At 64.3% G+C, this 25,441-nt stretch carries 27 protein-coding genes; 16 read left to right on the forward strand and 11 right to left on the reverse strand.

The window, feature by feature from the left end:
* Positions 1-4: 4 nt before the first annotated feature.
* Together M2361_RS17905 and rsmI are read right to left on the reverse strand one after the other, a co-directional pair.
* A complete protein-coding gene (locus tag M2361_RS17905; RefSeq protein WP_259250976.1) occupies positions 5-589 on the reverse strand; it encodes a methylated-DNA--[protein]-cysteine S-methyltransferase in 585 nt (194 codons plus the stop codon).
* A gap of 3 nt (positions 590-592) precedes the next feature.
* The gene (gene rsmI, locus M2361_RS17910; protein ID WP_259250978.1) at positions 593-1,528 is read right to left on the reverse strand and encodes a 16S rRNA (cytidine(1402)-2'-O)-methyltransferase; all 936 of its coding nucleotides are present in this window, start codon (positions 1,526-1,528) and stop codon (positions 593-595) included.
* A gap of 66 nt (positions 1,529-1,594) precedes the next feature.
* Between rsmI and M2361_RS17915 the strand changes: the two genes are divergently transcribed.
* The 4 genes from M2361_RS17915 to M2361_RS17930 all read left to right on the forward strand — a co-directional run bounded on the left by M2361_RS17915 (position 1,595) and on the right by M2361_RS17930 (position 4,003).
* A complete protein-coding gene (locus M2361_RS17915) occupies positions 1,595-2,077 on the forward strand; it encodes a YraN family protein (protein WP_259250979.1) in 483 nt (160 codons plus the stop codon).
* Between the two features lie 101 nt (positions 2,078-2,178).
* Positions 2,179-2,772, forward strand: coding sequence for a phosphoheptose isomerase (locus tag M2361_RS17920; RefSeq protein WP_013396736.1), 594 nt, complete (start codon positions 2,179-2,181; stop codon positions 2,770-2,772).
* The gene (locus M2361_RS17925) at positions 2,769-3,512 is read left to right on the forward strand and encodes a BON domain-containing protein (protein WP_100853929.1); all 744 of its coding nucleotides are present in this window, start codon (positions 2,769-2,771) and stop codon (positions 3,510-3,512) included. Before M2361_RS17920 ends, M2361_RS17925 begins: the two co-directional genes overlap by 4 nt.
* Positions 3,509-4,003, forward strand: coding sequence for a peroxiredoxin (locus M2361_RS17930; protein WP_100853928.1), 495 nt, complete (start codon positions 3,509-3,511; stop codon positions 4,001-4,003). The genes M2361_RS17925 and M2361_RS17930 overlap by 4 nt, the downstream gene beginning before the upstream one ends.
* A gap of 136 nt (positions 4,004-4,139) precedes the next feature.
* On the opposite strand, the gene M2361_RS17935 is transcribed toward M2361_RS17930, so the two are convergent.
* Positions 4,140-4,928 carry a MetQ/NlpA family ABC transporter substrate-binding protein gene (locus M2361_RS17935; protein WP_259250983.1) on the reverse strand — a complete coding sequence of 263 codons (789 nt, stop codon included), beginning with the start codon at positions 4,926-4,928 and terminating at the stop codon, positions 4,140-4,142.
* Positions 4,929-5,191: 263 nt separating this feature from the next.
* Here M2361_RS17935 and argB point away from each other — a divergent pair, with 263 nt between their 5' ends.
* The 5 genes from argB (at position 5,192) to M2361_RS17960 (ending at position 10,334) form a co-directional block, all read left to right on the forward strand.
* The gene (gene argB / locus M2361_RS17940; protein ID WP_006216311.1) at positions 5,192-6,094 is read left to right on the forward strand and encodes an acetylglutamate kinase; all 903 of its coding nucleotides are present in this window, start codon (positions 5,192-5,194) and stop codon (positions 6,092-6,094) included.
* A complete protein-coding gene (locus tag M2361_RS17945) occupies positions 6,094-6,840 on the forward strand; it encodes a pyrimidine 5'-nucleotidase (protein WP_259250985.1) in 747 nt (248 codons plus the stop codon). Before argB ends, M2361_RS17945 begins: the two co-directional genes overlap by 1 nt.
* 57 nt (positions 6,841-6,897) lie before the next feature.
* Complete coding sequence (gene slmA, locus M2361_RS17950; RefSeq protein ID WP_259250986.1) at positions 6,898-7,473, forward strand: nucleoid occlusion factor SlmA; 576 nt, start codon at positions 6,898-6,900, stop codon at positions 7,471-7,473.
* Between the two features lie 305 nt (positions 7,474-7,778).
* Positions 7,779-9,272 carry an anion permease gene (locus M2361_RS17955; protein WP_259250987.1) on the forward strand — a complete coding sequence of 498 codons (1,494 nt, stop codon included), beginning with the start codon at positions 7,779-7,781 and terminating at the stop codon, positions 9,270-9,272.
* 12 nt (positions 9,273-9,284) lie between these two features.
* The gene (locus tag M2361_RS17960; RefSeq protein ID WP_259250988.1) at positions 9,285-10,334 is read left to right on the forward strand and encodes an Ldh family oxidoreductase; all 1,050 of its coding nucleotides are present in this window, start codon (positions 9,285-9,287) and stop codon (positions 10,332-10,334) included.
* A gap of 17 nt (positions 10,335-10,351) precedes the next feature.
* Here M2361_RS17960 and rodA read toward each other — a convergent pair whose 3' ends face one another.
* From rodA to M2361_RS17985, 5 genes are all read right to left on the reverse strand, one after another.
* Complete coding sequence (gene rodA / locus M2361_RS17965; RefSeq protein WP_259250990.1) at positions 10,352-11,488, reverse strand: rod shape-determining protein RodA; 1,137 nt, start codon at positions 11,486-11,488, stop codon at positions 10,352-10,354.
* Positions 11,485-13,413: a penicillin-binding protein 2 gene (gene mrdA, locus M2361_RS17970; RefSeq protein ID WP_259250991.1), complete on the reverse strand. Its 1,929-nt coding sequence runs from the start codon at positions 13,411-13,413 to the stop codon at positions 11,485-11,487. Before mrdA ends, rodA begins: the two co-directional genes overlap by 4 nt.
* A gap of 15 nt (positions 13,414-13,428) precedes the next feature.
* Positions 13,429-13,989, reverse strand: coding sequence for a rod shape-determining protein MreD (mreD, locus tag M2361_RS17975; protein WP_100853922.1), 561 nt, complete (start codon positions 13,987-13,989; stop codon positions 13,429-13,431).
* Positions 13,976-14,860, reverse strand: a complete 885-nt coding sequence (gene mreC, locus M2361_RS17980; protein WP_100853921.1) for a rod shape-determining protein MreC — start codon at positions 14,858-14,860, stop codon at positions 13,976-13,978. The genes mreD and mreC overlap by 14 nt, the downstream gene beginning before the upstream one ends.
* 84 nt (positions 14,861-14,944) lie before the next feature.
* A complete protein-coding gene (locus tag M2361_RS17985; RefSeq protein ID WP_006216320.1) occupies positions 14,945-15,988 on the reverse strand; it encodes a rod shape-determining protein in 1,044 nt (347 codons plus the stop codon).
* 227 nt (positions 15,989-16,215) lie between these two features.
* Between M2361_RS17985 and gatC the strand changes: the two genes are divergently transcribed.
* The 5 genes from gatC (at position 16,216) to M2361_RS18010 (ending at position 20,431) form a co-directional block, all read left to right on the forward strand.
* The gene (gene gatC / locus M2361_RS17990) at positions 16,216-16,524 is read left to right on the forward strand and encodes an Asp-tRNA(Asn)/Glu-tRNA(Gln) amidotransferase subunit GatC (protein WP_259250993.1); all 309 of its coding nucleotides are present in this window, start codon (positions 16,216-16,218) and stop codon (positions 16,522-16,524) included.
* 3 nt (positions 16,525-16,527) lie between these two features.
* On the forward strand, positions 16,528-18,054 hold the full coding sequence (gatA, locus tag M2361_RS17995) for an Asp-tRNA(Asn)/Glu-tRNA(Gln) amidotransferase subunit GatA (protein WP_259250994.1): 1,527 nt from the start codon (positions 16,528-16,530) through the stop codon (positions 18,052-18,054).
* Between the two features lie 113 nt (positions 18,055-18,167).
* A complete protein-coding gene (gene gatB / locus M2361_RS18000; RefSeq protein ID WP_259250995.1) occupies positions 18,168-19,625 on the forward strand; it encodes an Asp-tRNA(Asn)/Glu-tRNA(Gln) amidotransferase subunit GatB in 1,458 nt (485 codons plus the stop codon).
* 102 nt (positions 19,626-19,727) lie between these two features.
* Positions 19,728-19,976 (forward strand): hypothetical protein, encoded by a 249-nt coding sequence (locus M2361_RS18005; RefSeq protein ID WP_100853917.1) that lies wholly within the window; start codon positions 19,728-19,730, stop codon positions 19,974-19,976.
* Positions 19,973-20,431, forward strand: a complete 459-nt coding sequence (locus tag M2361_RS18010) for a type II toxin-antitoxin system VapC family toxin (protein WP_259250996.1) — start codon at positions 19,973-19,975, stop codon at positions 20,429-20,431. Before M2361_RS18005 ends, M2361_RS18010 begins: the two co-directional genes overlap by 4 nt.
* Before the next feature lie 39 nt (positions 20,432-20,470).
* Here the strand turns inward: M2361_RS18010 and pyrE are convergent, their stop codons facing one another.
* Positions 20,471-21,169, reverse strand: coding sequence for an orotate phosphoribosyltransferase (gene pyrE, locus M2361_RS18015; RefSeq protein ID WP_259250997.1), 699 nt, complete (start codon positions 21,167-21,169; stop codon positions 20,471-20,473).
* 131 nt (positions 21,170-21,300) lie between these two features.
* Here pyrE and M2361_RS18020 point away from each other — a divergent pair, with 131 nt between their 5' ends.
* The gene (locus M2361_RS18020) at positions 21,301-22,089 is read left to right on the forward strand and encodes an exodeoxyribonuclease III (protein ID WP_100853915.1); all 789 of its coding nucleotides are present in this window, start codon (positions 21,301-21,303) and stop codon (positions 22,087-22,089) included.
* 479 nt (positions 22,090-22,568) lie between these two features.
* On the forward strand, positions 22,569-23,915 hold the full coding sequence (gene gdhA, locus M2361_RS18025; protein ID WP_259250998.1) for an NADP-specific glutamate dehydrogenase: 1,347 nt from the start codon (positions 22,569-22,571) through the stop codon (positions 23,913-23,915).
* 96 nt (positions 23,916-24,011) lie between these two features.
* Here the strand turns inward: gdhA and M2361_RS18030 are convergent, their stop codons facing one another.
* Both M2361_RS18030 and M2361_RS18035 read right to left on the reverse strand, forming a co-directional pair.
* Positions 24,012-24,509 carry a copper chaperone PCu(A)C gene (locus M2361_RS18030; protein WP_259250999.1) on the reverse strand — a complete coding sequence of 166 codons (498 nt, stop codon included), beginning with the start codon at positions 24,507-24,509 and terminating at the stop codon, positions 24,012-24,014.
* 19 nt (positions 24,510-24,528) lie between these two features.
* Positions 24,529-25,428, reverse strand: coding sequence for a LysR family transcriptional regulator ArgP (locus M2361_RS18035; RefSeq protein ID WP_259251000.1), 900 nt, complete (start codon positions 25,426-25,428; stop codon positions 24,529-24,531).
* Positions 25,429-25,441: the final 13 nt, after the last annotated feature.

Consider the following 25,441-nt stretch of genomic DNA (forward strand, 5'->3'; position numbering starts at 1 on the left):
AGATTCACCAGGGCAGCTCGGCTTGCCCGTCGCAGACGCGGCGCGCGCGCGGGTTGCGGCTGACATAGCGGTTGCCTTCGTGAGCCAGCAGCGCCTGCTTGCGCGGGAGCCCGCCGCCAAACCCCGTCAGCGAAGTATCGGCGCCAATCACGCGGTGACACGGAATGATGATGATGATGGGGTTGCGACCGACCGCGCCGCCAACCGCCTGCGCGCCCTTGGGCCGCCCCACGGTGCGAGCCAGGTCGCCATAGCTGGCAAGCTTGCCGAAATCCAGCGCGCACAGTGACTGCCAGACCTTGTGCTGGAAGGCAGTGCCCACGGGGTCCAGCGCCACATCGAAAGCGCGGCGCTTGCCCGCGAACCATTCGTCCAGTTCGCGCCGCGCCTGCTCAAGGATGGGATCGGCATCGGTGTGCGTCCAGCCTTCAGGCGACGGCAGCGATTCCTGGTCCGTGAACCAGGCGCCCCGCAGGCCTTTCGGGCTGGCGACCAGACGCAGCTCCCCCAAGGGGGTAGGCATGTCGCGGTAGGCCAAGGGTTCCAGCGGATCGGCGGGTTTTTTCGACACGATTGTTGGGTACGCCATGGCTTACTCCGCCGACTTCTTGCGCGACAGCGCCCGGTTGTACAACACGTCACGCGGCTGGCCCGTGACTTTGGCGGCGACCCGCGCGGCGTCGCGCACGGACAGTGATTCCAACAGCGCGTCCAGCAACACGTCGGTGCGCGGATCGGCGTCCACGTCGATTTCCTGCTCGACGGCGGCATGCGCGATCAGCACGAATTCGCCCTGTTCGCGGTGAGCATCGGCAGCCAGCCAGGCCGCCGCTTCGCCCATCGTGAGGGTGGCGATTTCTTCAAAACGCTTGGTGAGCTCACGCGCCACGGTCAGTTGCCGGTCGGGGCCGCAGACTTCCAGCAGGTCCGCCAGCGTGGCGGCCAGCCGGTGGGGGGATTCAAACATCACCACGGGTGCGGGCAAGGCGCACCACGAACGCAGCCAGCGCTGGCGCGCCACGGCCTTCGGCGGCGGGAAACCGGCGAAGGCGTAGGCGGGATTTTCGTCGGTGGTCACGCCGCTGCCCATCAGCGCCGCAATGACGGCGCTGGGCCCGGGCACGGGCACGACCGCGAAACCGGCTTCGCGCACGGCGCGCACCACGCGCGCGCCGGGGTCGCTGACGGCGGGCGCGCCCGCGTCCGACACCAGCGCCACGCGCTGGCCTTGGGCCAGGCGTTCACAGATGGCTTGGGCGGCGGTGGCTTCATTGTGGCGGTGCGCGGCCATGAGCGGCGTGCTGACGCCCCAGGCGTCCAGCAAGGTGCGGCTGGCGCGCGTGTCTTCGGCGGCGATCACGTCGGCGCGTTGCAGGGCATGCCAGGCCCGCAGCCCCAAGTCGCCCAGGTTACCGATCGGCGTGGCCACGACGTACAGCGTCGACGCGGGCCAATGCTGCCCCGCCACGCGGTCGGCCACGCGGCTCCAGGCATCGCCACCGGGCGGGGGTGAGACATTTTGATTCATTGCAGCCTACTGACACGGAAAACCATGTCAGTGTAGCCGCCAATCCCCGCCATCTTCGGAGCCTGCATGACGGACGATACCTTGCGCCTGGCCTGCGAACTGGCGCTGGCCGCCCGGCGTCGCGCGGACAAACGGCGGCGTCGCAGCCGGCCGCCGCCCGCCCCTGGCGACACGCCGGTGCGGCGCTCGCCCATGCAGCGCCGGGGAGACCACCACGAAGACGCCGCGCTGCGGCTACTGCAAGCCCGCGGCCTGGTCTTGCTGGCGCGCAATCTATGGACGCGGGCCGGTGAGATCGATCTGGTCATGCGCGACGGCAACACGCTGGTCTTCGTCGAAGTGCGCGCCCGCGCACACACCCGCTACGGCGGCGCGGCGGCAAGCATCGGCCGCGACAAGCAGGCTCGGCTGGCCCGCGCGGCCGCGCACTGGCTGCCGGAACTGGCGCGGCGGCATTGGCAAGGGGTGGCACCCCCCGCCCGCTTTGACGCGGTGGTGTTCGACGCCGGCCATCCGCAGTGGCTGCGCGGCGCGTTTGTGCTGCCGTAGCCCGATGCGCAGGCAGGGTCCGGACTCGCCGGTAACGATGTGCCGCACAGTCGTTACGCATGGACAGAACGGCACGACGGCCCCGTGAGATAATCGCGCCCATGGATATGACCTCTCGTATGACGTCGCACTTTCGCGACGCCATGGCTGCGTGCGAACAAAGTATGAACGTCCTGGCGGAACCGCTGGCAGTGGCGGTCGACGTTCTATTCGGCGCCCTGGCGAACAACGGCAAGATTCTGGCTTGCGGCAACGGTGGCTCGGCCGCCGATGCGCAGCATTTCATCGCCGAACTGGTGGGCCGCTTCGAACGCGAGCGCCTGCCCCTGGCGGGCATCGCGCTCAATACCGACACCTCGATTCTCACCGCCGTCGGCAACGACTACGGCTTTGATGAAATCTATGAACGCCAGGTCAACGCCTTCGGGCAGGCCGGCGACGTGCTGGTGGCCATCTCGACCAGCGGCAATTCCCCCAACGTGGTGCGCGCCATGGAAGCCGCCAGCGCCCGCGAAATGCACGTGTTGGCCCTGACGGGCAAGGGCGGCGGCGTCATGGGGGAACTCATCACGCCCATGGACGTCCATCTATGTGTTCCCAGCGACCGCACCATGCGGATCCAGGAAGTCCATATTCTGCTGTTGCACGCGCTGTGCGACGGCATCGACGCTCTTCTGCTTGGAGACACCGAATGATTTCTGACGTCAGAACCGCAGTTCGCCCCCTGATGCTCGCGGCGGCACTGTCCACCGCCGCGCTGTCGCTGTCGGCCTGCGCGCCACTGATCGTGGGCGGCGCGGCCGCCACCACGGCGGTCGTGGTTACCGACCGCCGCACCTCCGGTGTCCAGCTTGAAGACCAGAACATTGCCTTCAAGGCGCAAAGCCAGATCTCGCAAAAGCTGGGCGACACCGCCCGCGTCAACGCCATGGCCTATGGCGGGCACCTGCTGCTGACGGGCGACGTGCCCTCCGAGCAGGCCAAAGCCGAAGCGACCACCATTGCGCAAGGCATCGAAAACGTCAAACAGGTCATCAACCAGTTGAATGTCGGCCCCATCGCCTCGTTCGGCACGCGCTCGAACGACACGTGGCTGACGTCCAAGGTCAAGACCGCGCTGATCAACACCAAGTACGTGCCGTCCGGCACCATTGCGCTGACGACCGACAATAGCGTCGTCTACCTGATGGGCAAGCTGACCCAGGCCGAAGGCGACTACGCGGCCAACGCCACGGCGGATGTCGGTGGCGTGGTCAAGGTGGTTAAACTGTTCGAGACCATCAGCCGCGAAGAAGCGATCCGGCTGTCCAACAGCAGCACCCGGGACGCCTCCACAGAAACCAAAGCGCCTATTCAAAGCGGCGCCGGCGCAGCACCCAGCGACAACAACGCGGCCGGCACGAGCAATGGCGTTGAAGCAATGCCCATCAAATGAAAAAAGCCATCGTAGCCCTGGCCGTCCTGGTGGCGGTAGGTATCGGCGCCTGGTTCGTCTGGCGCCCTGCCCAGACCGCGCCCGACGTCACCTTCACCACGCTGGAAGGCAAAACCTTTTCGATGCAGGACCTGCGCGGCAAGGTCGTGCTGGTCAAATTCTGGGCAACCAGCTGCGTGACTTGCGTGAAGCAGATGCCGGAAGCCATCGCCGCCTATAAGGAATACGCCGCGAAGGGCTATGAAGCCGTGGCGGTCGCCATGAACTACGACCCGCCCAACTTCGTGCTGAACTTCGCCGAACAGCGCAAGCTGCCGTTCCCGGTGGCGCTGGACACCAAGGGCGATATCGCCCGCGCGTTCGGCGACATCCGGCTGACCCCCACCGCCTTCCTGATCGACAAGCAGGGTCACATCATCAAACGCTATCTGGGTGAATACGACGTGGCCGAATTCCACGCCACCGTGGAAAAGGCGCTGGCGGCAGGCTGATCGCGCTGGGTTTGCGCGTTAGGTTGCCAGCGCGATTCCCGGTTGCTCTGTGCCCCGCCCCCAAAACAAAACCGCCCAATGGGCGGTTTTGTTTTTGCCCGGCCGAATCAGCCGGATCAAGCGGGATCTGCCAGGCTCAAAACGCCGGAATCACCGCGCCCTTGTACTTTTCCTGGATGAATTTCTTCACGTCCGGCGAATGCAGCGCATCCACCAGCTTCTTGATGCCGGGTGCGTCCTTGTTGTCCGAACGGGTGACCAGGATGTTGGCGTAGGGCGAATCGGCGCCCTCGATGAACAGCGCGTCTTTCGTGGGGACCAGGCCGGCTTCCAGCGCGTAGTTCGTGTTGATCAAGGCCAGGTCCACATCGTCCAGCGCGCGCGGCAGCATCGCGGCTTCGAGTTCGCGGAATTTCAGCTTCTTGGGGTTCTCGACCACATCGGCCGCGGTGGCCAGGATGTTGGACGGGTCCTTCAGCTTGATCACGCCCTGCTTTTGCAGCAGTACCAGTGCGCGGCCGCCGTTGGACGGATCGTTCGGGATGGCGACCGTGGCGCCGTCCTTGAGCTCGGTCAGGCTCTTGATCTTCTTGGAATACCCGCCAAAGGGCTCAACGTGGACCAGCGCTACCGGCACCAGCGTGGCCTTGCGGTCTTTGTTGAACGAATCCAGATACGGCTTGTGCTGGAAGAAGTTGGCGTCCAACTGCTTGTCCGCCAATTGCAGGTTGGGCTGCACGTAATCGCTGAACACCTTGATGTCGAGCTCGACGCCCTGCTTGGCCAACTGCGGTTTCACCACTTCCAGGATTTCGGCGTGGGGAACCTGGGTCGCGCCCACCACCACTTTTTCTGCATGGGCGGCATGGGCCGCCACCAGGAAGGCCGATGCCACCAGGGCAGACCGGACGAAGTTCAAACGCATGTGTTGCCTCTTTTATAGGATGAAAATAGGGGACTGATTCTCAGCGAGCCGGATTCACCCCCTTGTGCGGGGCTCCGCTGTCTGGAAAACGCACCCAATTTACCTGAATGCCGGTTATTTGTCGGGCATATGGACATGGGTTTTAGGCATATGAAACGCGGGGGTACTACAATCCGTCGTATGCTTGCGCTACCGCGTTCCGAACGCGATGTTGTGCAGGCATTTTTTCTAACCACTCATATCTATTTGCCGACTTAGCTGCCATGACCGACACCCCCGACCCTGCTGCCGTTTCGTCCCCCGCTGTCAAAGCCGCTGTGCTGTCTGAAGCACTGCCGTATATCCGACGATTCCACGGCAAGACCATCGTGGTCAAGTACGGCGGCAACGCCATGACGGAAGAGCGCTTGCAGCGCAGCTTCGCGCACGACGTCGTGCTGCTCAAGCTGGTGGGTCTGAACCCGGTGGTGGTGCACGGCGGCGGTCCGCAGATCGACGACGCGCTGCGCCGCATCGGCAAGCAAGGCACCTTCATCCAGGGCATGCGCGTGACCGATGCCGAAACCATGGAAGTGGTTGAATGGGTGCTGGGCGGCCAGGTCCAGCAAGACATCGTCATGATGATCAACGAGGTCGGCGGCAAGGCCGTGGGCCTGACCGGCAAGGACGGCGGCTTGATCCAGGCCCAGAAAAAACTGATGGCCAACAAGGACAACCCCGCCGAACCGATCGACATCGGCTTCGTGGGCGACATCACGCTGGTTGAGCCTGCCGTGGTCAAGGCCCTGCAAGACGACCAGTTCATTCCCGTGATCTCGCCCATCGGCTATGGCGAAGACGGCACCGCCTACAACATCAACGCCGACGTCGTCGCCGGCAAGATGGCCGAAGTGCTGGGCGCCGAAAAGCTCTTGATGCTGACCAACACCCCGGGCGTGCTGGACAAGGCGGGCAAGCTGTTGCGCAGCCTGTCGGCCCAGACCATCGACGAGCTCTTCGCCGACGGCACCATCTCGGGCGGCATGCTGCCCAAGATCTCGTCGGCGCTGGACGCCGCCAAGAACGGCGTGAATTCCGTGCACATCGTCGACGGCCGCGTGCCGCACTGCCTGCTGCTGGAAATCCTGACCGACCAAGGCGTGGGCACGATGATCAGCTCGCATTGATGCGAGCACAGCGCCTTTTGTTGCGGCCGGCGGTGCGCCTGCGCCGCTCGCGCCGCGTGGCCACGGGCGTTTCCGAACGCCTGTGGCTGTTCGATCTGGACAACACGCTGCACGACACCTCGCATGCCATCTTTCCGAAGATAGATCTCGGCATGACCATGGCGGTGGCCGAGGCGCTGAATGTAGATATCGACACCGCCAACGATCTGCGCAGGCAATACTGGCACCGCTACGGCGCCACGATGATCGGCATGGTGCGTCACCACGGCGTCAATCCACACGACTTCCTGCACCGCAGCCACGACTTCGACGTCAACCCGCTGGTGCGCAGCGAAAAGGCGCTGGCCTACAAGCTGCGCCGCCTGCCCGGCCGCAAGGTGCTGCTGACCAACGCGCCGCTGCGCTATGCGCGTTCCGTGCTGGAACGCCTGGGCATCCTGAACCAGTTTGATAGCCTGTGGGCCATCGAGCACATGCAACTGCACGGTGAATTCCGGCCCAAGCCGTCGCCCGCGCTGCTGCGCTACGTGCTGGCCCGCGAAGGCGTGCCCGCCCACCGTGCCGTGCTGGTCGAAGACACGCTGGCCAACCTGCGCGGCGCGCGCCGCGTGGGCGTGCGCACGGTGCACGTGTATCACCCCGGCACGCCCTTTTCGCGCGGCCAATCACATCGTCCGCCCTATGTCGACTTGCGGGTAAACTCCGTCAGTGATTTGTTGTTACGTCGGCGTCCCCTGCGGGGATAGCGGCGCGCTCCTCCCCCTCCCTTCACCGTCCAAGCCTGCGCGAGAGCAGTCCCTTCCATGGCGAGCAAACCCGGCGAGCGCAAGACCCAGATTCTGCAGACCCTGGCCGAGATGCTGGAGCAACCGCACGCATCCCGCATCACCACGGCCGCGCTGGCCGCGCGCCTGCAAGTGTCGGAAGCCGCGCTGTACCGGCATTTCGCCAGCAAGGCGCAGATGTTCGAAGGGCTGATCGAGTTCATCGAAACCAGCATCTTCACGCTGGTCAATCAAATTGCCACCATGGAACCCTACGGCGTGCCGCAAGCGCACAAGACCGTGGCCATGCTGCTGACGTTTTCCGAGCGCAACAAGGGCATGACGCGGGTGCTGACCGGCGACGCGCTAGTCACGGAAGACAACCGGCTGCAAGAGCGCATCAACCATATCAACGACCGGATCGAAACGTCGTTGAAGCAGTCGCTGCGCATCGCCATCACGGATGGCGGCCTGCCGGCGGACGCCAATGTGGCCGCGCACGCCAGCCTGCTGACGCATCTGGTGTTGGGCCGCTGGCTGCGCTATGCGCAAAGCGGCTGGCGCGTGGCGCCGACGCTGCACCTGGATGAGCAGCTGCGCCTGGCGCTGGGTTGAGCGACGCCGCCCCATTAGCGGCATAACACGAACGAATTCAAGTAGAAATCAGGTGCCAACGCCTCAGGGCGCTGGCACAATTCGTGTGCATTCATGCAACAGTCCTTGCTTGCGACCCACAAGGGCGGTCGAGCATAATGCCCCGGATGGGTTTGCTCAAGCCCAGATTTCCATCAGCTTGATCCACATCAATGCGGGTTTTCCTCAATGCCGTCACGATCGTCCTGTAGCGTCGACACATCGAATTAGATAAACCCGTGCTCGCGGGAAGTGTGTCGGCGGTTTGACCTCAACCGGAGATGGATATGACCGCGCCAGCCGCTGTCCCTGCCTCGCAAGCCCCCAAGAAAGTAAAAATACCCATCGGACTCATCGCCGGCGTCGTGGTGATGATCGGCGTGCTGATGATGCCCCTGCCCGCCGACCTGCCGGTTGCGGGCCACCGCATGCTGGCTATCCTGGCGTTCGCCGTGGTGGTCTGGATTACCGAAGCCGTGTCTTACGAAGCCAGCGCGATCATGATCACGACGCTGATGGCTTTCCTGCTGGGCACGGCTCCGACAATCAAAGACCCCAACGTGCTGTACGGGACGTCGGCCGCCATCAGCATGGCGCTGACGGGCTTTGCCAACTCGGCGCTGGCGCTGGTCACCGGCGCCTTGTTCATTGCCGCCGCCATGACCTTCACCGGGCTGGACCGGCGCATTGCGCTGGTCACGCTGTCGCGGGTGGGCACCAGCACGCGCCGCATCCTGATCGGATGTATCGCCGTGACGATCGTGCTGAGCCTGGTCGTGCCCAGCGCCACCGCGCGCAGCGCGGCCGTTGTGCCGATCATGATGGGTGTCATCGCCGCCTTCGGCGTGGACAAGCGCTCGAACATCGCGGCCGGCATCATGATCATCGTGGCGCAAGCCACCAGCATCTGGAACGTGGGTATCCAGACCGCCGCCGCGCAAAACCTGCTGACCGTCGGCTTCATGGAAAAGATGCTGGGCGAGCGCGTCGCGTGGTCGGACTGGCTGATCGCCGGCGCCCCGTGGTCGCTGATCATGTCGGCAGTGCTGATCGTCGTGGTGCTGAAGCTGCTGCCGCCGGAAAGCGACAGCATCGCCGGGGGCAAGGAAGCGGTCGAAAAGTCGCTGATTGAACTGGGCCCGATGACGGGCGCGCAAAAGCGCCTGATGGGTGTGTCGCTGATGCTGCTGCTGTTCTGGGCAACCGAAGGCAAGCTGCACAAGTTCGACACGACGTCGACCACCTACTTCGGCCTGGTCTTGCTGCTGTTGCCGCGCTTTGGCGTGATGACGTGGAAAGACGTGCAGTCGCGCATTCCATGGGGCACCGTGATCGTGTTCGGCGTGGGCATCAGCCTGGGCACCGCCCTGCTGACCACACAAGCCGGCCAATGGCTGGGCAACCAGGTGGTTGCGCACACCGGGCTGGACCATCTTGGGCCGCTCGCTATCTTCGCCGTGCTGGCCGCGTTCCTGATCATCATCCACCTGGGTTTTGCCAGCGCCACCGCGCTGACCTCGGCCATGCTGCCCATCCTGATCTCGGTGCTGGCCACGTTGCCCGGCGATTTCAGCCGCCTGGGCATGACGATGCTGCTGGGCTTTGTCGTCAGCTACGGCTTCATCCTGCCGATCAACGCGCCGCAGAACATGGTGTGCCTGGGTACGGAAACCTTCAACGCCAAGCAGTTCGCGAAAGTCGGCATCATCGTCACCATCGTCGGCTACCTGCTGATGCTGCTGATGGGCATGACCTACTGGCGCTGGCTCGGCTGGCTGTAAGGAGTACGCATCATGAAACTCTCTCTAGCCCAAGCCAATGAATACGGCCGCCGCGTGCTGATGGCGCAAGGCGTGCCGGAAGACATCGCGCGCGACGTGGCCGAACACCTGGTGGAGTCCGACCGGGTCGGCTACACCAGCCACGGCCTGTCTATCCTGACGAACTATCGCCGCGTGCTGTCCCAGGGGCTGGCGCAGGCGGACGGCCGCCCCGAGCTGGTCAATGACCGCGGCGCCATGCTGGCCTACGACGGCCACCACGGCCTGGGCCAATATGTGGGCAAGGTCGTTATCGAAAAGGCCATCGAGCGCACGCAGGAACACGGGCAGTGCATCGTGACCCTGCGCCACAGCCATCACCTGGGCCGCATGGGCCACTTTGGTGAAATGGTGGCGGCCAAGGGTCTGATCCTGCTGGCGTTCACCAACGTGATCAATCGCGCGCCCACCGTGGCGCCGTTTGGTGGCGCGCAGGCCTGCCTGACCACCAATCCGCTGTGCTTTGCCGGCCCGCTGCCCGGCGGACGCCCGCCCTTCATCGTGGACATGGCGACAAGTTCCATCGCCGTGAACAAGGCGCGGGTGCTGGCGGCCAAGGGCGAACAGGCGCCGCCCGGCTCGCTGATCGACGCGGACGGCAACCCCACGACAGACCCCAACGCGCTGTTCGCCGATCCGCCGGGCGCCCTGCTGCCCTTTGGCGGCCACAAGGGCTACGCGCTGGGCCTGGTGGCCGAACTGCTGGCGGGAGTGTTGTCGGGCGGGGGCACGATTCAGCCCGAACACCCGCGCAACGGCGTGGCGACGAACAATATGTTCGCGCTGCTGCTGGATCCGCAGGTGGACTTCAATACGGACTGGCGGTCGATGGAAGTGGGTGCGTTCATCGATTATTTGCACGCCTGCAAGCCGCAACCGGGTGTGGAGGCCGTGCAGTATCCGGGGGAATATGAAGCCCGGAATCGCGCGGTGAATGCGGATTCGGTCGAGTTCGATAGCCGGATCTGGGACGGGTTGACGAAGCTGGCGACGGATTTGGGGGTGCCGGAGGCGTTGCCTTGAGGGAGGGGCGCGCGGTGTCAGGTTTTGGTGGATCGGTGTCGGCTGATGCTCATCATGATGCCGAACGCGATGCCCATCGTGAATAGCGCGGTGCCGCCGTAACTCATGAAGGGCAAGGGTACGCCTACAACCGGCAGGATGCCCGTCACCATCCCGACGTTTACGAACACGTAGATGAACAGCATCATCGTCAGCGCGCCGGCCAGCAGCCGGCCGAACTGCGATGATGCGCGGGACGCAATCGTCAGGCCGCGCGCCATCATCAGGCCGTACAGCACCAGGATCGCAATGCCGCCATACAGGCCGAATTCCTCGGCGTAGACGGCGAAGATGAAGTCGGTGGTGCGTTCGGGGATAAAGTCCAGATGGGTCTGCGTGCCCTTCATGTAGCCCTTGCCGTACACGCCCCCCGAGCCCACCGCGATCATCGATTGAATCGTATGGAACCCCTTGCCCAAGGGGTCGGAGCTGGGATTCAGCAGCGTGCAGACGCGATGTTTCTGGTAGTCGTGCAGCACAACCCAGTTCACGTCCGGTTCGCAAAGCTGGTCTTCGTAGTACACCAGCGTGCCGATGCCGATGATGCCGGCCAACATGACCGGCACCAGCAGCTTGAAGGACAGGCCCGCGAAATAGATCACGAAAAAGCCGGCGCCGAACACCAACAGCGCCGTGCCCAGGTCAGGCTGCAACACGATCAGCCCAAAAGGCGCGGCCAGCATCGCGGCGGCGGCCAGGAAGTCGCGGATGCGCACGGCGCCTTCGTGGCGCTGGAAATACCAAGCCAGCATCATCGGCACGGCAATCTTCATCATCTCGGACGGTTGGATCCGGGTGACGCCCAAATCCAGCCACCGCGTCGCGCCCTTGCTGGTTTCGCCAAAGAACTCCACGCCCAGCAGCAACACCACGCCCACCACGTAAAACGGCAAGGCCAGCTTCATCAGCCACTTGGGTGGAATCAGCGCCATGGTCCACATCGCGAAGAACGCGATGATGAAGTTGCGCGATTGCTCGGCGAAACGCCAGTCGGTGCCACCTACCGCCGAATGCATGACGGTCAGGCCCAGCGCCGCGAACATCATCAGGATGGCCAGCAGCGGCCAGTCGAACGCCGTGAAAATGCGTAGCAGGATGAGGCCAAGGCGTTTCATTGTTGGCGCACCACTTCGTCGGTAATGGTTTCGACGGATGCCAGGGGGTCGCCGCGATCGGGCCGCACGATGTGGTCCTGGCGGTCTTTGGCGAGCCAATAGTCGAAGACCTTGCGCGCGACCGGTGCAGCCACGCTGGCGCCCCAGCCCGCGTTCTCGACAATCAGCGACACGGCAATGCGGGGGTGCTCCAGCGGCGCGAAACCCATGAACAGCGCGTGGTCGCGCAGGCGTTCGTCGATGGCGCTGGCGCGGTAATGGCCGCCGCGCAGGCTGAACACCTGGGCGGTGCCGGTTTTGCCGGCCGCCTGGTAAGGCGTGTTGGCGAACGCGCGGCGTGCCGTGCCGGAGCGCACCACGTCAGCCATGGCGTTCTTGATCACATCCACATTGGCCTGCTTGAGCGGGATGCGGTAGTCGGGCACGGACACGGTGGGCTTGGCGACGCCCGTGCGCGAGTCGCGCACCGCGTGCACCAGGTGCGGGCGACGGAACAGGCCATTGTTGGCCAAGGTCGACGTGCCCTGCGCCAGTTGCAGCAAGGTAAAGGAGTTGTAGCCCTGGCCCACGGCCACCGAAATCGTCTCGCCCGCGTACCAGCGCTGGCGGTCCTTGTCTTTGTAGGCGGCGCGCTTCCAGTCGGTGGACGGCAACACGCCGCGCTTTTCGCCTTCCAGGTCGATGCCGGTGATCTGACCAAAGCCGAACTGCTTGGTGAAATCATGCAAGGCGTTGACGCCGATCTCGGGGCCAAGCGAATAAAAGTACGTGTCGGACGACACCACGATGGCCTTGTGCATGTCCGTCATGCCGTAGGCCGCGCCGCCCGCGTTGCGAAACTTCTGTCCGCCGAATTCGTAGTAGCCGGGGTCCGAGATACGGTCCGTTGCGCGGCGCTTGCCGAGTTCCAGGGCGGCCAGGCCCACGAACGGCTTGTAGGTGGAGCCGATGGGGTAGGTGCCGTAAAGCGGGCGGTTGATCAGCGGATGGTCCGGCGATTCGTTAAGCATGCGCCAGTTATCGACATCAATGCCGTCCACGAACAGGTTGGGGTCGAATGAGGGCTGCGACACAAAGGCCAGCACTTCGCCCGTGTCCGGGTCAATGGCGACCAGCGCGCCGCGCTGCGTCCCGAAGGCTTCTTCAGCCACCTTCTGCAGGCCCAGGTCGATGGACAGCATGATGTCCGACCCCGGCACCGGATCAATCCGCCGCAGCGTACGCATGGGGCGGCCGCCGGCGGTGACTTCGACCTCTTCCAGGCCGGTGCGGCCATGCAGTTGCTCTTCCCAGGTCTTTTCGATGCCTTTCTTGCCGATGACGTCGGTGCCGCGGTAGTTGCCCAACTGGCCGGTACGCTCCAGCTCTTCGTTGTCGCCTTCGGCGATGCGGCCGATATAGCCGACCACGTGCGCGGCCGACACGCCTTGCGGGTATTCGCGCACCCAGCGCGCCCGCAATTCCACACCCGGGAACTGGAAAGCGTGCGCGGCGAACCACGCCGCCTCGGTGTCATTCAGGTTGTTGCGCAAGAGCAGGCTTGCGTAGCGGCTGGATTCCGCCGCGCGACGCTTGAAGCGCCGTTGATCCGCCGGGCTGATGTAGACGACTTCGGTCAGGCGCTCGAACAGCTCGTTCATGTTGCCGGCATGGGCCGGCACCACTTCCAACGTATAGGTGCGGTAGTTGCGCGCCAGGACTTCGCCGTTACGGTCCAGGATCTCGCCGCGCCGCGGCGGAATCGGCACCACTGCGATGCGGTTGCGGTCCGCGCGTTCGGACAGGCCTTCGTAACGGTCAACCTGCAAATACCAGAACCGGCCGATCAGCACGCCGAAGCACACCAGGGCGAAGACGCCGCCCACCCAGGCACGCAGGCGGAAGCGCTGCTTTTGCTGCTGGCCGGTTTTCTTGAATTCAAACATCAGGCATCGCCGCCATCAGGCGGAGGAGGATTCAGCGTCGTCGGCGCCACGCTGCGGCAGGTGCAGGACCCAGCCCGCCAACGGCCACAAGGCGGCCGTGATGGCCACGCTGATGCACCAGTCCCAGCCGGGCCACTTTCCCGCCAGCCAGGCGTGGATGATCTGCGTCAGGAAACGGGCGACGAAGAACACAGGCAGCATGTGCATCGCCTGGCTCCAGAGATCGAACCGTTGCAGCCGACGATGCAGCACCACGGCGCCATAGGCGACCAGGGTGTAGGACAAGGCATGTTCGCCCAGCAGGCCGGCGTCGTGCACGTCCATCAGCAAGCCGAAGAAGAACGCCGTGAAGAGACCCACGCGACGCGGTTCGTGCACGCACCAGAAGGCGATGATCAGCAGCAGCACGTCGGGCGCGCCCTGCCAGAGCCGCCAAGGCAGCAACGACACCAGCCACACCAGCAGCACTGTTCCCCAGACAAACACGCCGTGTGCCGGCCCGGAAAGGCGGTCGGGGTGTACGTTGCTGGGCGTACCCAGGCGGCGCCTGGGTTGCGATTGGTTAGTCCGATCCACCGGAATCGACCTCCTGACGGTTGGACTCGGCGCGGGCCACATCCACCTGCAAGACCAGGAAGTGGCGATAGCGTTCGGGGTGGGCCAGCGGTTCACATACGGCGCGGGCGAAACCGGAAGCGGTGTCGCGTTCAACCGAAGTCACTTTGGCCACGGGCAGGCCGGCGGGAAACAGGCCGCCGACGCCACTGGTGACGATAGTATCGCCTTCCTTGATGTCGGCATTGGCGGCAAGGTAACGAACTTCCATCTTGCCGGGGGAATTGCCGCCGAACGCAATCAGGCGCAGGCCGTTGCGCAGCAATTGCACGGGAATGGACACTTGCTCGTCGGTAACCAGGGCGGCTTCGGCCGTCATCGGCGTCACGCGCACGATCTGGCCGACCACGCCACCTTCGTCGATGACCGGCATGCCCGGCGCCAGGCCCGCCTTGCTGCCCTTGTTGAACACCAGCCGTTGCGTGAACGCGTTGGTGGGTTCGTACATGACTTCGACCACCACGGCCGATTGCGCCACGGTATCGGTCACACCCAGCAGGCGGCGCAATTGCGCGTTTTCGGCTGCCAGTTGCGCGGCGTGCGACGCCACTTGCGCCAGTTCGATGCGCTGGCGCTGCAAGGCTTCGTTTTCACTGCGGATGAGGTTGGCCGCGTTGACCCACTCGTTGACCTGCTGGACCAGATCGCGCGGCGCCATGACGGCGCGCTGGAACGGGTACAGCGCCACGGCAATCGTACGGCGCGCCGGTTCCAGCATGCGCCATTGCGAATCCATGATGATCAAAACCAAAGCAAGGACGACCAGAACGACCAGCCGCACCTCCGCAGGTGGGCCGCGCCTGAATAGGGGGGGGGTCCCTTGTCGTTGCATGAATCTCAGCCCGGACGCCCGCGTCCGTAGCCCCCGCAGCGGCCGGAGCCGGAAAAAAGCGGGGCTCCGGGCTGGCGGGCGGTATTAGTCGTTGATGAAGATGGCGCCCAGTTTCTCAAGGTGTTCCAGCGCCTCGCCGCAACCACGCACGACGCAGGTCAGGGGGTCGTCGGCCACCACGACGGGCAGGCCGGTTTCTTCCTGCAGCAGGCGATCAAGATCGCGCAGCAGCGCGCCGCCGCCGGTCAGGGCGATGCCCTTGTCGGTGATGTCGGCGCCGAGTTCCGGCGGGGTTTGTTCAAGTGCGATCTTCACGGCGGAGACGATCTGGTTCAGCGGATCGGTCAGCGATTCCAGGATCTCGTTGGACGAGACCGTGAAGCTGCGCGGCACGCCTTCGGCCAGATTGCGGCCCTTGACTTCGATCTCGCGGACTTCGGAACCCGGGAATGCGGAACCGATTTCCTTCTTGATCAATTCAGCCGTGGGTTCACCGATCAGCATGCCGTAGTTGCGACGGATGTAGTTGACGATGGCCTCGTCGAACTTGTCGCCGCCGACGCGCACGGAACCCTTGTAGACCATGCCGCCCAACGAGATGACCGCCACTTCCGTGGTGCCACCGCCGATGTCGACGACCATGGAGCCGCTGGCGTCGGACACGGCCAGGCCGGCGCCGATGGCCGCGGCCATGGGTTCTTCGATCAGGAAGACGTGGGACGCGCCCGCGCCCAAGGCCGATTCGCGGATGGCGCGGCGTTCAACCTGGGTGGAACCGCAAGGCACGCAGACGATGATCCGCGGGCTGGGCGCCAGCATGTTGCGGGGGTGCACCATGCGAATAAACTGCTTGAGCATCTGTTCGGTGACCGTGAAGTCGGCGATAACGCCGTCCTTCATGGGCCGGATGGCCTCGATGTTGCCGGGAACTCGGCCCAGCATCTGCTTGGCTTCGTGGCCGACGGCCTGGATGATCTTTTTGCCGTGAGGCCCGCCTTCATGACGGATTGCGACCACGGAGGGCTCATCGAGCACGATGCCCTTGCCGCGGACGTAAATCAGCGTATTGGCGGTACCGAGGTCGATCGCCATATCGCTGGAAAAATAACTGCGCAGGAATCCGAACATGGGAGCTCAGCTAAATTCTGGGGGGAATTGGGTTCATGCCGGGGGGCGTATGGCCCGAAAAAGGTCGGGTCCGCCTGTCATCACGGCGATTAAACCGTGAATCATAACTTATAATTTCACCGGAAATAGCGCATAAATGCAGGCTATTCAAGCTTTGTAACGGGTTTGGCGCATGCATACTGCCCAGTCCCGCCCTTCGGCCTTCGCTTATCGATTTTGCAATCCCTATGGCGCTTAATGACACAGATGTGGCCCGCATTGCCCGGCTGGCCAGGATCGAATTGACCCCCGACCAGCGCACACTTGCGCAGGCGGAGCTTAACGGCATTCTCCACTTGATAGAACGGCTTCAGTCCGTCGACACCCAAGGCGTCGAACCGCTGGCCCACCCCCTGTCCGCCCATGAGGACATTGTGCTGCGCTTGCGTGAAGACGCCGTGACCGAGGCCAGCTCGGAAGCGCGCCGCGAAGCGCTGCTGGCCAATGCCCCCGACGCCCAGGAAGGCTTGTTCCTGGTTCCTAAAGTCCTCGACTAAGCCATGACAAAACCTGCCTTGCATACCCAATTCGAGGGGATCGCCGCCTTGCGCGCGGCCCTCGCCCAACGCCAGGTCAGCGCCGTCGAACTGGCGCAAAGCGCCTTGGCGGCCGCCGATGCGGCCAGCGGCCTGAATTGCTTTTTACATATTGACGCTGAATTGACGCTGGCCCAGGCCCGCGCCGCCGACGCCGCCCTGGCCGACGGTTCGGCCGGGCCGCTGGCCGGCGTGCCCATCGCCCACAAAGACGCTTTCGTGACCCGCGGCTGGCGCACCACCGCCGGCAGCAAGATGCTGGACGGCTACGTCAGCCCGTTCGACGCCACCGTGGTCGAGCGCCTGGGCGCGGCCGGCGCCGTGTCCATCGGCAAGCTCAACTGCGATGAATTCGCCATGGGCTCCGGCAACGAGAATTCCGCCTACGGCGTCGTGAAGAACCCCTGGGACCACGCCGCCGTTCCGGGCGGGTCGTCGGGTGGCTCGGCCGCCGCCGTAGCCGCGCGCCTGGTGGCCGCCGCCACCGGCACCGACACCGGCGGCTCGGTCCGTCAGCCCGCCGCGCTGTGCGGCGTCAGCGGCATCAAGCCCACCTACGGCACCGTGTCGCGCTATGGCATGGTGGCTTTCGGATCCAGCCTGGACCAGGCCGGCCCGTTGGCGCAAAGCAGCCGCGACCTGCTTGAACTGCTGGACGTCATCAGCGGCTTTGACCCGCGCGACGCCACCAGCCTGGAAAAGTGCGATGCCGCCGTGAACGAGCCCGGCCGCGTCCGCCACGACTTCGACGCCGCGCAAGCAAAGTTCGACGCCGCCGGCAGCCAGCCCCTGAAGGGCCTGCGCATCGGCGTGCCCGAAGAATATTTCGGCGCGGGTCTCGCGGCCGATGTGGCCGCCGCCGTGGAAGCCGCGCTGGCCCAGTTCGAAGCGCTGGGCGCCGTGCGCGTGCCGGTCTCCCTGCCCCGCACGGAGCTGGCCATCCCGGCTTATTACGTCATTGCCCCGGCGGAAGCGTCCAGCAACCTGGCCCGCTATGACGGCGTGCGCTACGGCCACCGCACCGAGCAATACGGCGATTTGAACGAGATGATCAGCCGCTCGCGCGCCGAAGGCTTCGGCGACGAGGTCAAGCGCCGCATCCTGATCGGCACGTACGTGCTGTCCCACGGTTACTACGACGCCTATTATTTACAGGCACAACGCCTGCGCCGCCTGATCGCGCAGGATTTTCAGCGCGCCTACGCCGGCCAATGCGACGTCATCATGGGCCCGGTCACGCCGTCGGTCGCCAAGAACATCGGCGACAACCGCGACGACCCCACCGCCGACTGGCTGGCCGACGTCTACACGCTGGGTGTGAGCCTGGCCGGTTTGCCGGCAATGTCGATCCCCTGCGGCTTTGGCGACGACAACGGCAAGCGTCCCGTCGGCCTGCAGATCATCGGCAACTACTTCGATGAAGGCAGGCTCCTGGCCATCGCCGACCGCTACCAACAAGTGACCGACTGGCACAAGCGGTCCCCGCTGTGATGATGCCCCCACGCCCCTTACGCTCGCGGTCCCTGCTGGAGACTACCGGCGTTTCGGGCGGCCCGGCGCCGCTGGCCCCGCAGCCGCGGCACTACTGATTGGAACTACAGATAATGAACTGGGAAATCGTCATCGGCCTGGAAACGCACACCCAGCTTTCCACCGACTCCAAGATTTTTTCGGGCAGCAGCACGCAATTCGGCGCGGCGCCCAACACGCATGCCAATGAAGTGGACCTGGCCTTGCCGGGCAGCCTGCCCGTCATGAACCGGGGCGCGGCTGAACGCGCCATCCGCTTTGGGCTGGCCGTGGGCGCGACCATCGCGCCGCGCTCGGTCTTTGCGCGCAAGAACTACTTCTACCCCGACCTGCCCAAGGGCTATCAGATCAGCCAGTACGAACTGCCCGTCGTGGTGGGCGGAACGCTGTCGTTCTTTGTCGGCGAAGAAGAAAAAACCGTTAACCTGACGCGTGCCCACCTGGAAGAAGACGCCGGCAAATCGCTGCACGACGACTTCACGCTGGCCAACGGCTCGCCCGCCAGCGGCATCGACCTGAACCGCGCCGGCACCCCGCTGCTGGAAATCGTGACCGAGCCCGAAATGCGCTCGGCCGCCGAAGCCGTGGCCTATGCACGCGCGCTGCACAGCCTGGTCGTGTGGCTGGGCATTTGCGACGGCAACATGCAGGAAGGCTCGTTCCGCTGCGACGCCAACGTGTCCGTGCGCCCGGTCGGCCAAAAAGAATTCGGCACCCGCACCGAGATCAAGAACGTCAACTCGTTCCGCTTCCTGGAACGCGCCATCGTCTACGAAGCGCGCCGCCAGATCGAACTGATCGAAGACGGCGGCACGGTTGTGCAGGAAACGCGCCTGTACGACGCAGACCGCGACGAAACCCGCAGCATGCGCAGCAAGGAAGACGCGCACGACTACCGCTACTTCCCCGACCCCGACTTGCCCACGCTGGTGATCTCCAGCGCCTGGGTCGATGAAGTGCGCGCCGCCATGCCCGAACTGCCGGCCGCGCAACGCGCCCGCTTTGAATCGGAATACGGCCTGCCCGCCTACGATGCGGCCCAACTGACGGTCAGCCGCGATCTGGCCGCCTACTTCCAGGCGGTGGCCAACGCGCTGCCGGCGGGCCAGGCCAAACTGGCCGCGAACTGGGTCATGGGCGAAGTCGCCGCCGCGCTGAACAAGGACGAAAAGAGCATCGCCGATTCGCCCGTGCAAGCACCCGCGCTCGCCGCCCTGATCAGCCGCATCATCGACGGCACGATCTCCAACAAGATCGCGCGCGAAGTCTTCGGCGCCATGTGGGCCGGTGAAAACGGCGGCGACGCCGACGCCATCATCGACGCACGCGGCCTGAAGCAGATCAGCGACACGGGCGCCATCGGCGCCATGATCGACGAGGTGCTGGCCGCCAACCCCGCCATCGTGGAAGAGTACCGAGCCGGCAAGCAAAAGGCGTTCAATTCGCTGGTGGGCCAGATCATGAAAGCCGCACGCGGCAAGGCCAACCCGCAACAAGTGAACGACCTGCTCAAGGAAAAGCTGGGCGGCTGATAGTCAAGACAGGCATCAGTCCGACAAAAGGCCGCGGCACATTGCCGCGGCCTTTTCTTTTGCCAAGAATGGGGATGGCCAATTCTTGATCGGAGATCCCCAATGTCTGACTACATCGAAGTGCCGCAGGAAGCGGTTGCAAAACAGCTTGAGACGTTGATCGTGGCTGCACAGAACGGTGCGCGCATCGTCATCGTGAAGGACGGCAAGGCACGCGCCTACATTCGCCCGGCGAATCCTGATATGACCGAAGACATGTACGACGCGATCCTGGCGTTGCGGGGCTTCGCCTTAAACCGAGGCATCTCGGACGAACAACTCCGCGCCTGGGTAACCGAGGACCAGCGATGAAAACCGTGTTGGATGCATCGGTCGCGCTTGCCTGGCTGCTCGCCCGCAATGATCGTACCGAGGCTCTGTTGGCAAGGCATTTACTGGACCAAGCCCAGCATTTCCAGCTCCGCGTCCCCCGGCACTGGCATGCAGAGGTCGGCAACGGCATGCTGCGAATACAGCGGGCACGGGTCGTCACTACCGATGAAGCCACCGCTTTCGTGACCGCGCTTGAGAGCCTGTCCGTGCTATCGGATCGCCCCCACACTGCCGACCAATGGTGGGCGATTCAACACATAGCCATTACGCATGGCTTGACGGCCTATGACGCCGCCTACGTCGAGCTGGCGGCCCGGTCGGGCGGCGATCTGGCAACGTTCGATGGAAAACTGGCTGACGCGGCGCGCGCACACGGAGTCTCCGTGATCGGCCAGCCCCACGGCATCGCCGAGCCCGTGGCGTGCTATGGATGACCGGGCGCGGGGCAGCGGCCCGGTGCCCATCCAATCCGCTTACTTCACCCCGTACTTCGTCCGATACGCCTGTACCGCATCGCGGTTTTCCGCGAAAGACGCGTCGTCTTGCAGCAGGGCCATGATGTCTGACAGCGATGCAATCGCCACCACCGGAATGCCGTAGGTCTTGGCCACGTCCTGCACGGCGGAATGGGGGGACAGCGCGTCGTCCGGGCCGGCGCGTTCCATGCGGTCCAGGGCGATCAGCACGGCGGCCGGTTCGGCGCCCGCGTTGCGGATGATTTCCACCGATTCGCGCACCGACGTGCCCGCCGTGATCACGTCGTCGATGATGACGACCTTGCCCTTGAGCGGCGCGCCGACCAGGGTGCCGCCTTCGCCGTGGTCCTTGGCTTCCTTGCGGTTGTAGGCGAACGGCACGTCGTTGCGGCCATCCATCGCCGGGTGGCCCGCCAGCGCTACCGCCGTCGCGGTTGCCAACGGAATGCCCTTGTACGCCGGGCCGAACAGCATGTCGAACTGCACGCCGGAGTCCAGCAGCGCCTGCGCATAAAACTGCGCCAGCTTGCCGACCGCGCGGCCGCTGTTGAACAGGCCGGCATTGAAGAAGTACGGGCTGATCCGACCCGATTTGACCTTGAAGCTGCCAAAGCGCAGCACGCCTTCATCAAGGGCGAAGCGGACGAATTCTTGAGGCGTGGCGGAAGACGGGGTGGCAGGAGTGGCGGCGGGCATGCGAGTGGGTCCGGTGAATGGCAAACCCCCGCATTTTATCCGTTGTCGGGGCTATTCCCTGCCCCCGGCGCCGAGTCGGTTAAATTCCTGGCATTGTTCCGGCCCCCCGGCCGCTCTACAGGAGTTTCGCTTTGCTGCGCATCACGTCGATCAATCTCAACGGCATCCGCTCGGCCTTCCGCAAGGGCCTGCAACCCTGGATGGAAAAGCATGCGGCGGACATACTTTGCCTGCAGGAAATCAAGATCGCCGAGTCGGACCTGACAGACGACCTGCGTCATCCGCCTGGCTATACCGGCCACTTCCACCACGCGGTGAAAAAGGGCTACAGCGGCGTGGGCATCTACCTGCGCAACGCCGCCGAGCGCGTGAACATCGGCCTGGGCTGCGAAGAATTCGACCCCGAAGGCCGCATCATCCGCGCCGACTGGAAGAACCTGTCGGTTGTCAGCGCCTACCTGCCCTCGGGCTCCAGCGGCGACGAACGCCAGCAGGCCAAGTACCGATTCCTGGACCGCTTCGCCCCCTGGATCGACGCCCTGATGCACGAGCACAAAACCACCGGCCGCGAATTCGTCATCTGCGGCGACTGGAACATCGCGCACAAGGAAATCGACCTGAAGAACTGGAAGGGCAACATGAAGAACTCGGGCTTCCTGCCCGAAGAGCGCGCCTGGTTGACCGATGTTTTCGACAAGCGCGGCTTCGTGGACGTGTTCCGCACCATCGACGACCGCCCTGACCAATACACCTGGTGGAGCAACCGTGGCCAGGCCTGGGCCAAGAACGTCGGGTGGCGGATCGATTACCAGATCGCCACGCCCGGTATTGCCGCCCGCGCGCGCAACGTGGCCATCTACAAGGACGAGCGCTTTTCCGACCACGCGCCGTTGACGATCGATTACGACACCACGCTTTGATGGGTAAAGGCGGGCGCGCGCGGCGCGTCCGCCGGTGCCGACCGGCACCACAGGCGGCAGGCATCACGATCCGATCAAAAATATAATTAGGGACGCATAACTTATCCACGAGGCCGTTGCCGGCCCGTGGCTTGGCGGCAAACCCCTTTGTTTGCAGGGCCCGCGGGCAATTTTAGCCATCTGACTTAGCTGCTATAAAACGGGGACGCGTTAAAATCCCCAGCAAAATCAATACCTGCCCTGCAAATCCGGTCGTTTTCCCCCACCAAAGCCGCCCTCCTTGCTAAATACGTCCCCATTTTATTAAAAGAAAATACGCTTTCTTTTCAACGCACTAAGACGTTCTCGCACCTTTGCGCAGGGCAACAAATTTCCCATACACTTGCGCACCATGACGGTGCTGTTTATGCACCAGAATAATTAATCCGCGCCCCACAATGGCGCAGAACGCACCCATTCGTAGCACCCCCGAGGAAATCATGTTGAAAGTGCAGAGTCTGGACGACTTCCTGCGTGGCGTCGCCGCGCGCGACCCGCAGCAGCCCGAGTTCATGCAAGCCGTCCAGGAGGTCATGCATAGCCTGTGGCCTTTCATCGAAAAGCACCCTCACTACGCCGACCACGCCCTGCTTGAGCGCCTGGTTGAGCCGGAGCGGGTCATCCAGTTCCGCGTGTGCTGGACCGATGACCGGGGCCAGGCCCAGGTGAACCGCGCGTTCCGCATCCAGCACAGCTCGGCCATCGGCCCGTTCAAGGGCGGCATGCGCTTTCACCCCTCGGTGAACCTGTCCATCCTCAAGTTCCTGGCGTTTGAACAGACGCTGAAGAATTCGCTGACCACGCTGCCCATGGGCGGCGGCAAGGGCGGGTCCGACTTCGACCCCAAGGGCAAGTCCGACGCCGAAGTCATGCGCTTTTGCCAGGCATTGATGATTGAGCTGTATCGCCACCTGGGCCCCGACACCGACGTGCCGGCCGGCGATATCGGCGTGGGCGCGCGTGAGGTCGGCTTCATGGCCGGCATGATGAAAAAGCTGTCGAACTCGACCGCCAGCGTCTTCACCGGCAAGGGCCTGACCTTTGGCGGCAGCCTGATCCGCCCCGAGGCGACAGGCTACGGCACCGTGTACTTCGCCGAAGAAATGCTCAAGCGAGTAGGCAAGTCGTTCGACGGCCTGCGCGTGTCCGTGTCCGGGTCGGGCAATGTGGCGCAGTACGCCATCGAAAAAGCCATGTCGCTGGGCGCCAAGGTCGTGACCGTGTCGGATTCCAACGGCACCGTCGTTGATGACGCCGGCTTCACGCACGAAAAGCTGGTGGCGCTGATGCACATCAAGAACGACCTGCGCGGCCGCCTGGACACCTATGCCCAGCAATTTGGCCTGAAGTACGAAGCGGGCAAGCGCCCGTGGCATGTGCCGGTGGACGTGGCCCTGCCCTGCGCCACCCAGAACGAACTGGAACTGGCCGACGCGCAAACGCTGATCAGGAACGGCGTGCTGTGCGTGGCTGAAGGCGCCAACATGCCGGCTACGCTGGATGCCGCCAAGGCATTCATCGCCGCGCGCGTCCTGTACGCGCCGGGCAAGGCCAGCAATGCGGGCGGCGTGGCGGTGTCGGGCCTGGAAATGGCGCAGAACTCCGCGCGCCTGTCGTGGACCCGCGAAGAGGTGGACGCGCGCCTGCACGCCATCATGCGCGACATCCACGAAAACTGCGTGCGTCACGGCCACAGCGAGCGCGAATACGTCAATTACCTGGACGGCGCCAACATCGCCGGCTTCGTCAAGGTTGCCGACGCAATGCGCCAGCAGGGCCTGTATTGATTTTGACGCTGACCGCCACATAAAGCGTGGCGGCATATAAAGAATGGCGGCCCATCAGGCCGCCATTCTTGTTATTCCGTCGCCAATGTCACACGCTTAGTGCTTCATGGCGCCATGATCGTGGTTCATGCTCATGCCGGGATTGTGCGACGCCGGCATCACCTTGAATTGCACAGCGACTTCGCCGGCCTTTTCAAACTTCAGCGTGGCGGGCACGGTGGCGCCGTCCTTGAACGGCGCGCGCAGCTTGATGAACATGACGTGATAGCTGCCCGGGCTGAGCTTGACCTCGGCATCGGCCGGCACCACGATGCCGCCTTCCACCTGGCGCATCTTCGACACGCCGTTCTCGGTCAACACGGTGTGCAGTTCGACGCGCTCGGCGGCGTCGGACGACACCGACAGCAGGCGGTCTTCAGTCTTGGCGTCGTTATCGATGTCCATATACCCCGCCCCATTGGACTGACCCGGCGCCGACGCGCGCACCCAGACATCGTCGATTTCGATCTGGCCAACCTTATAGTCCTTCGCCCACGCCGAACCGGCCGTACACAGGCCCAGCGCGGCAATGCATGCGAATTTGCGGATGTTCATGGGGGTGTCTCCTAGTGGGTTAACGCCGCCGGACCAAGCTGCGGGCGGCCGACAGAACCGAATCGGTCAAGGCTTCCATCGCCTCGGAGTTTACCCGCCAATGTTGCCAATACAGCGGCACATCTTCCCAGGCGCGGCCGCGAAGCAGCATCAGATGACCTGCATCAAGATGCTCTTGCACCAGCGGTAGCGGGTTCATGGTCCAGCCCAGGCCGCCCAGCGTGGCTTGCACGAACGCACGCGTGGACGGCACCCACCAGACAGGCGGCTGCCAGGGCGCCGGGTCCGAGATCTTGTGCGCAAAACGTGCCTGCAAGGCGTCCTTGCGGTTGAACACCAAAACCGGCGCTTGCGCCAGCGTCTGCGCGTTGACGCCCTGGGCGAAATAGCGCTTGTGGAAATCGGGCGTGCACGTGGCCACGTAGCGCATGCTGCCCAGCGAATGAATCCGACAGCCCTGAACCGGATCGGCCAGCGTCGTCACCGCGCCCAGCACCGAGCCGTTGCGCAACAACGCGGCGGTGTGGTCCTGGTCTTCGGACTGCATGTCCAAGGTGGCGCGCGTGCGGGTCGAAAACAGCAAGGCGGCTTCGACAAACCAGGTTTCCAGGCTGTCGTGATTGACCGCGATGGGGATGCTGGCGTGCGGTACGTCGTCGTCGGACACGCCCAGCCGATTCAATGCGTCGTGCTCCAGCAGCGCCGTCTGCTCGGCCAGTTGCACCAGCACCTGACCGTCGGCCGTGGCGGCGGCCGGTACCGTGCGCTGGACCAGCAGCCGGCCCATGCGGTCTTCCAGCGCCTTGATGCGCTGCGACACCGCCGACGGCGTCACGCTCAAGGACAGCGCGGCCCGCTCAAAACTGCCTTCGCGCACGACGGCGGCCAGTGCCCGCAGGTTACCGTGGTCGATTTTCATGGATTAGCTCTGC

Origin of the sequence: Achromobacter sp. JUb104 (genome assembly GCF_024806975.1) — a bacterium.
GTDB lineage: Bacteria > Pseudomonadota > Gammaproteobacteria > Burkholderiales > Burkholderiaceae_B > Achromobacter > Achromobacter spanius.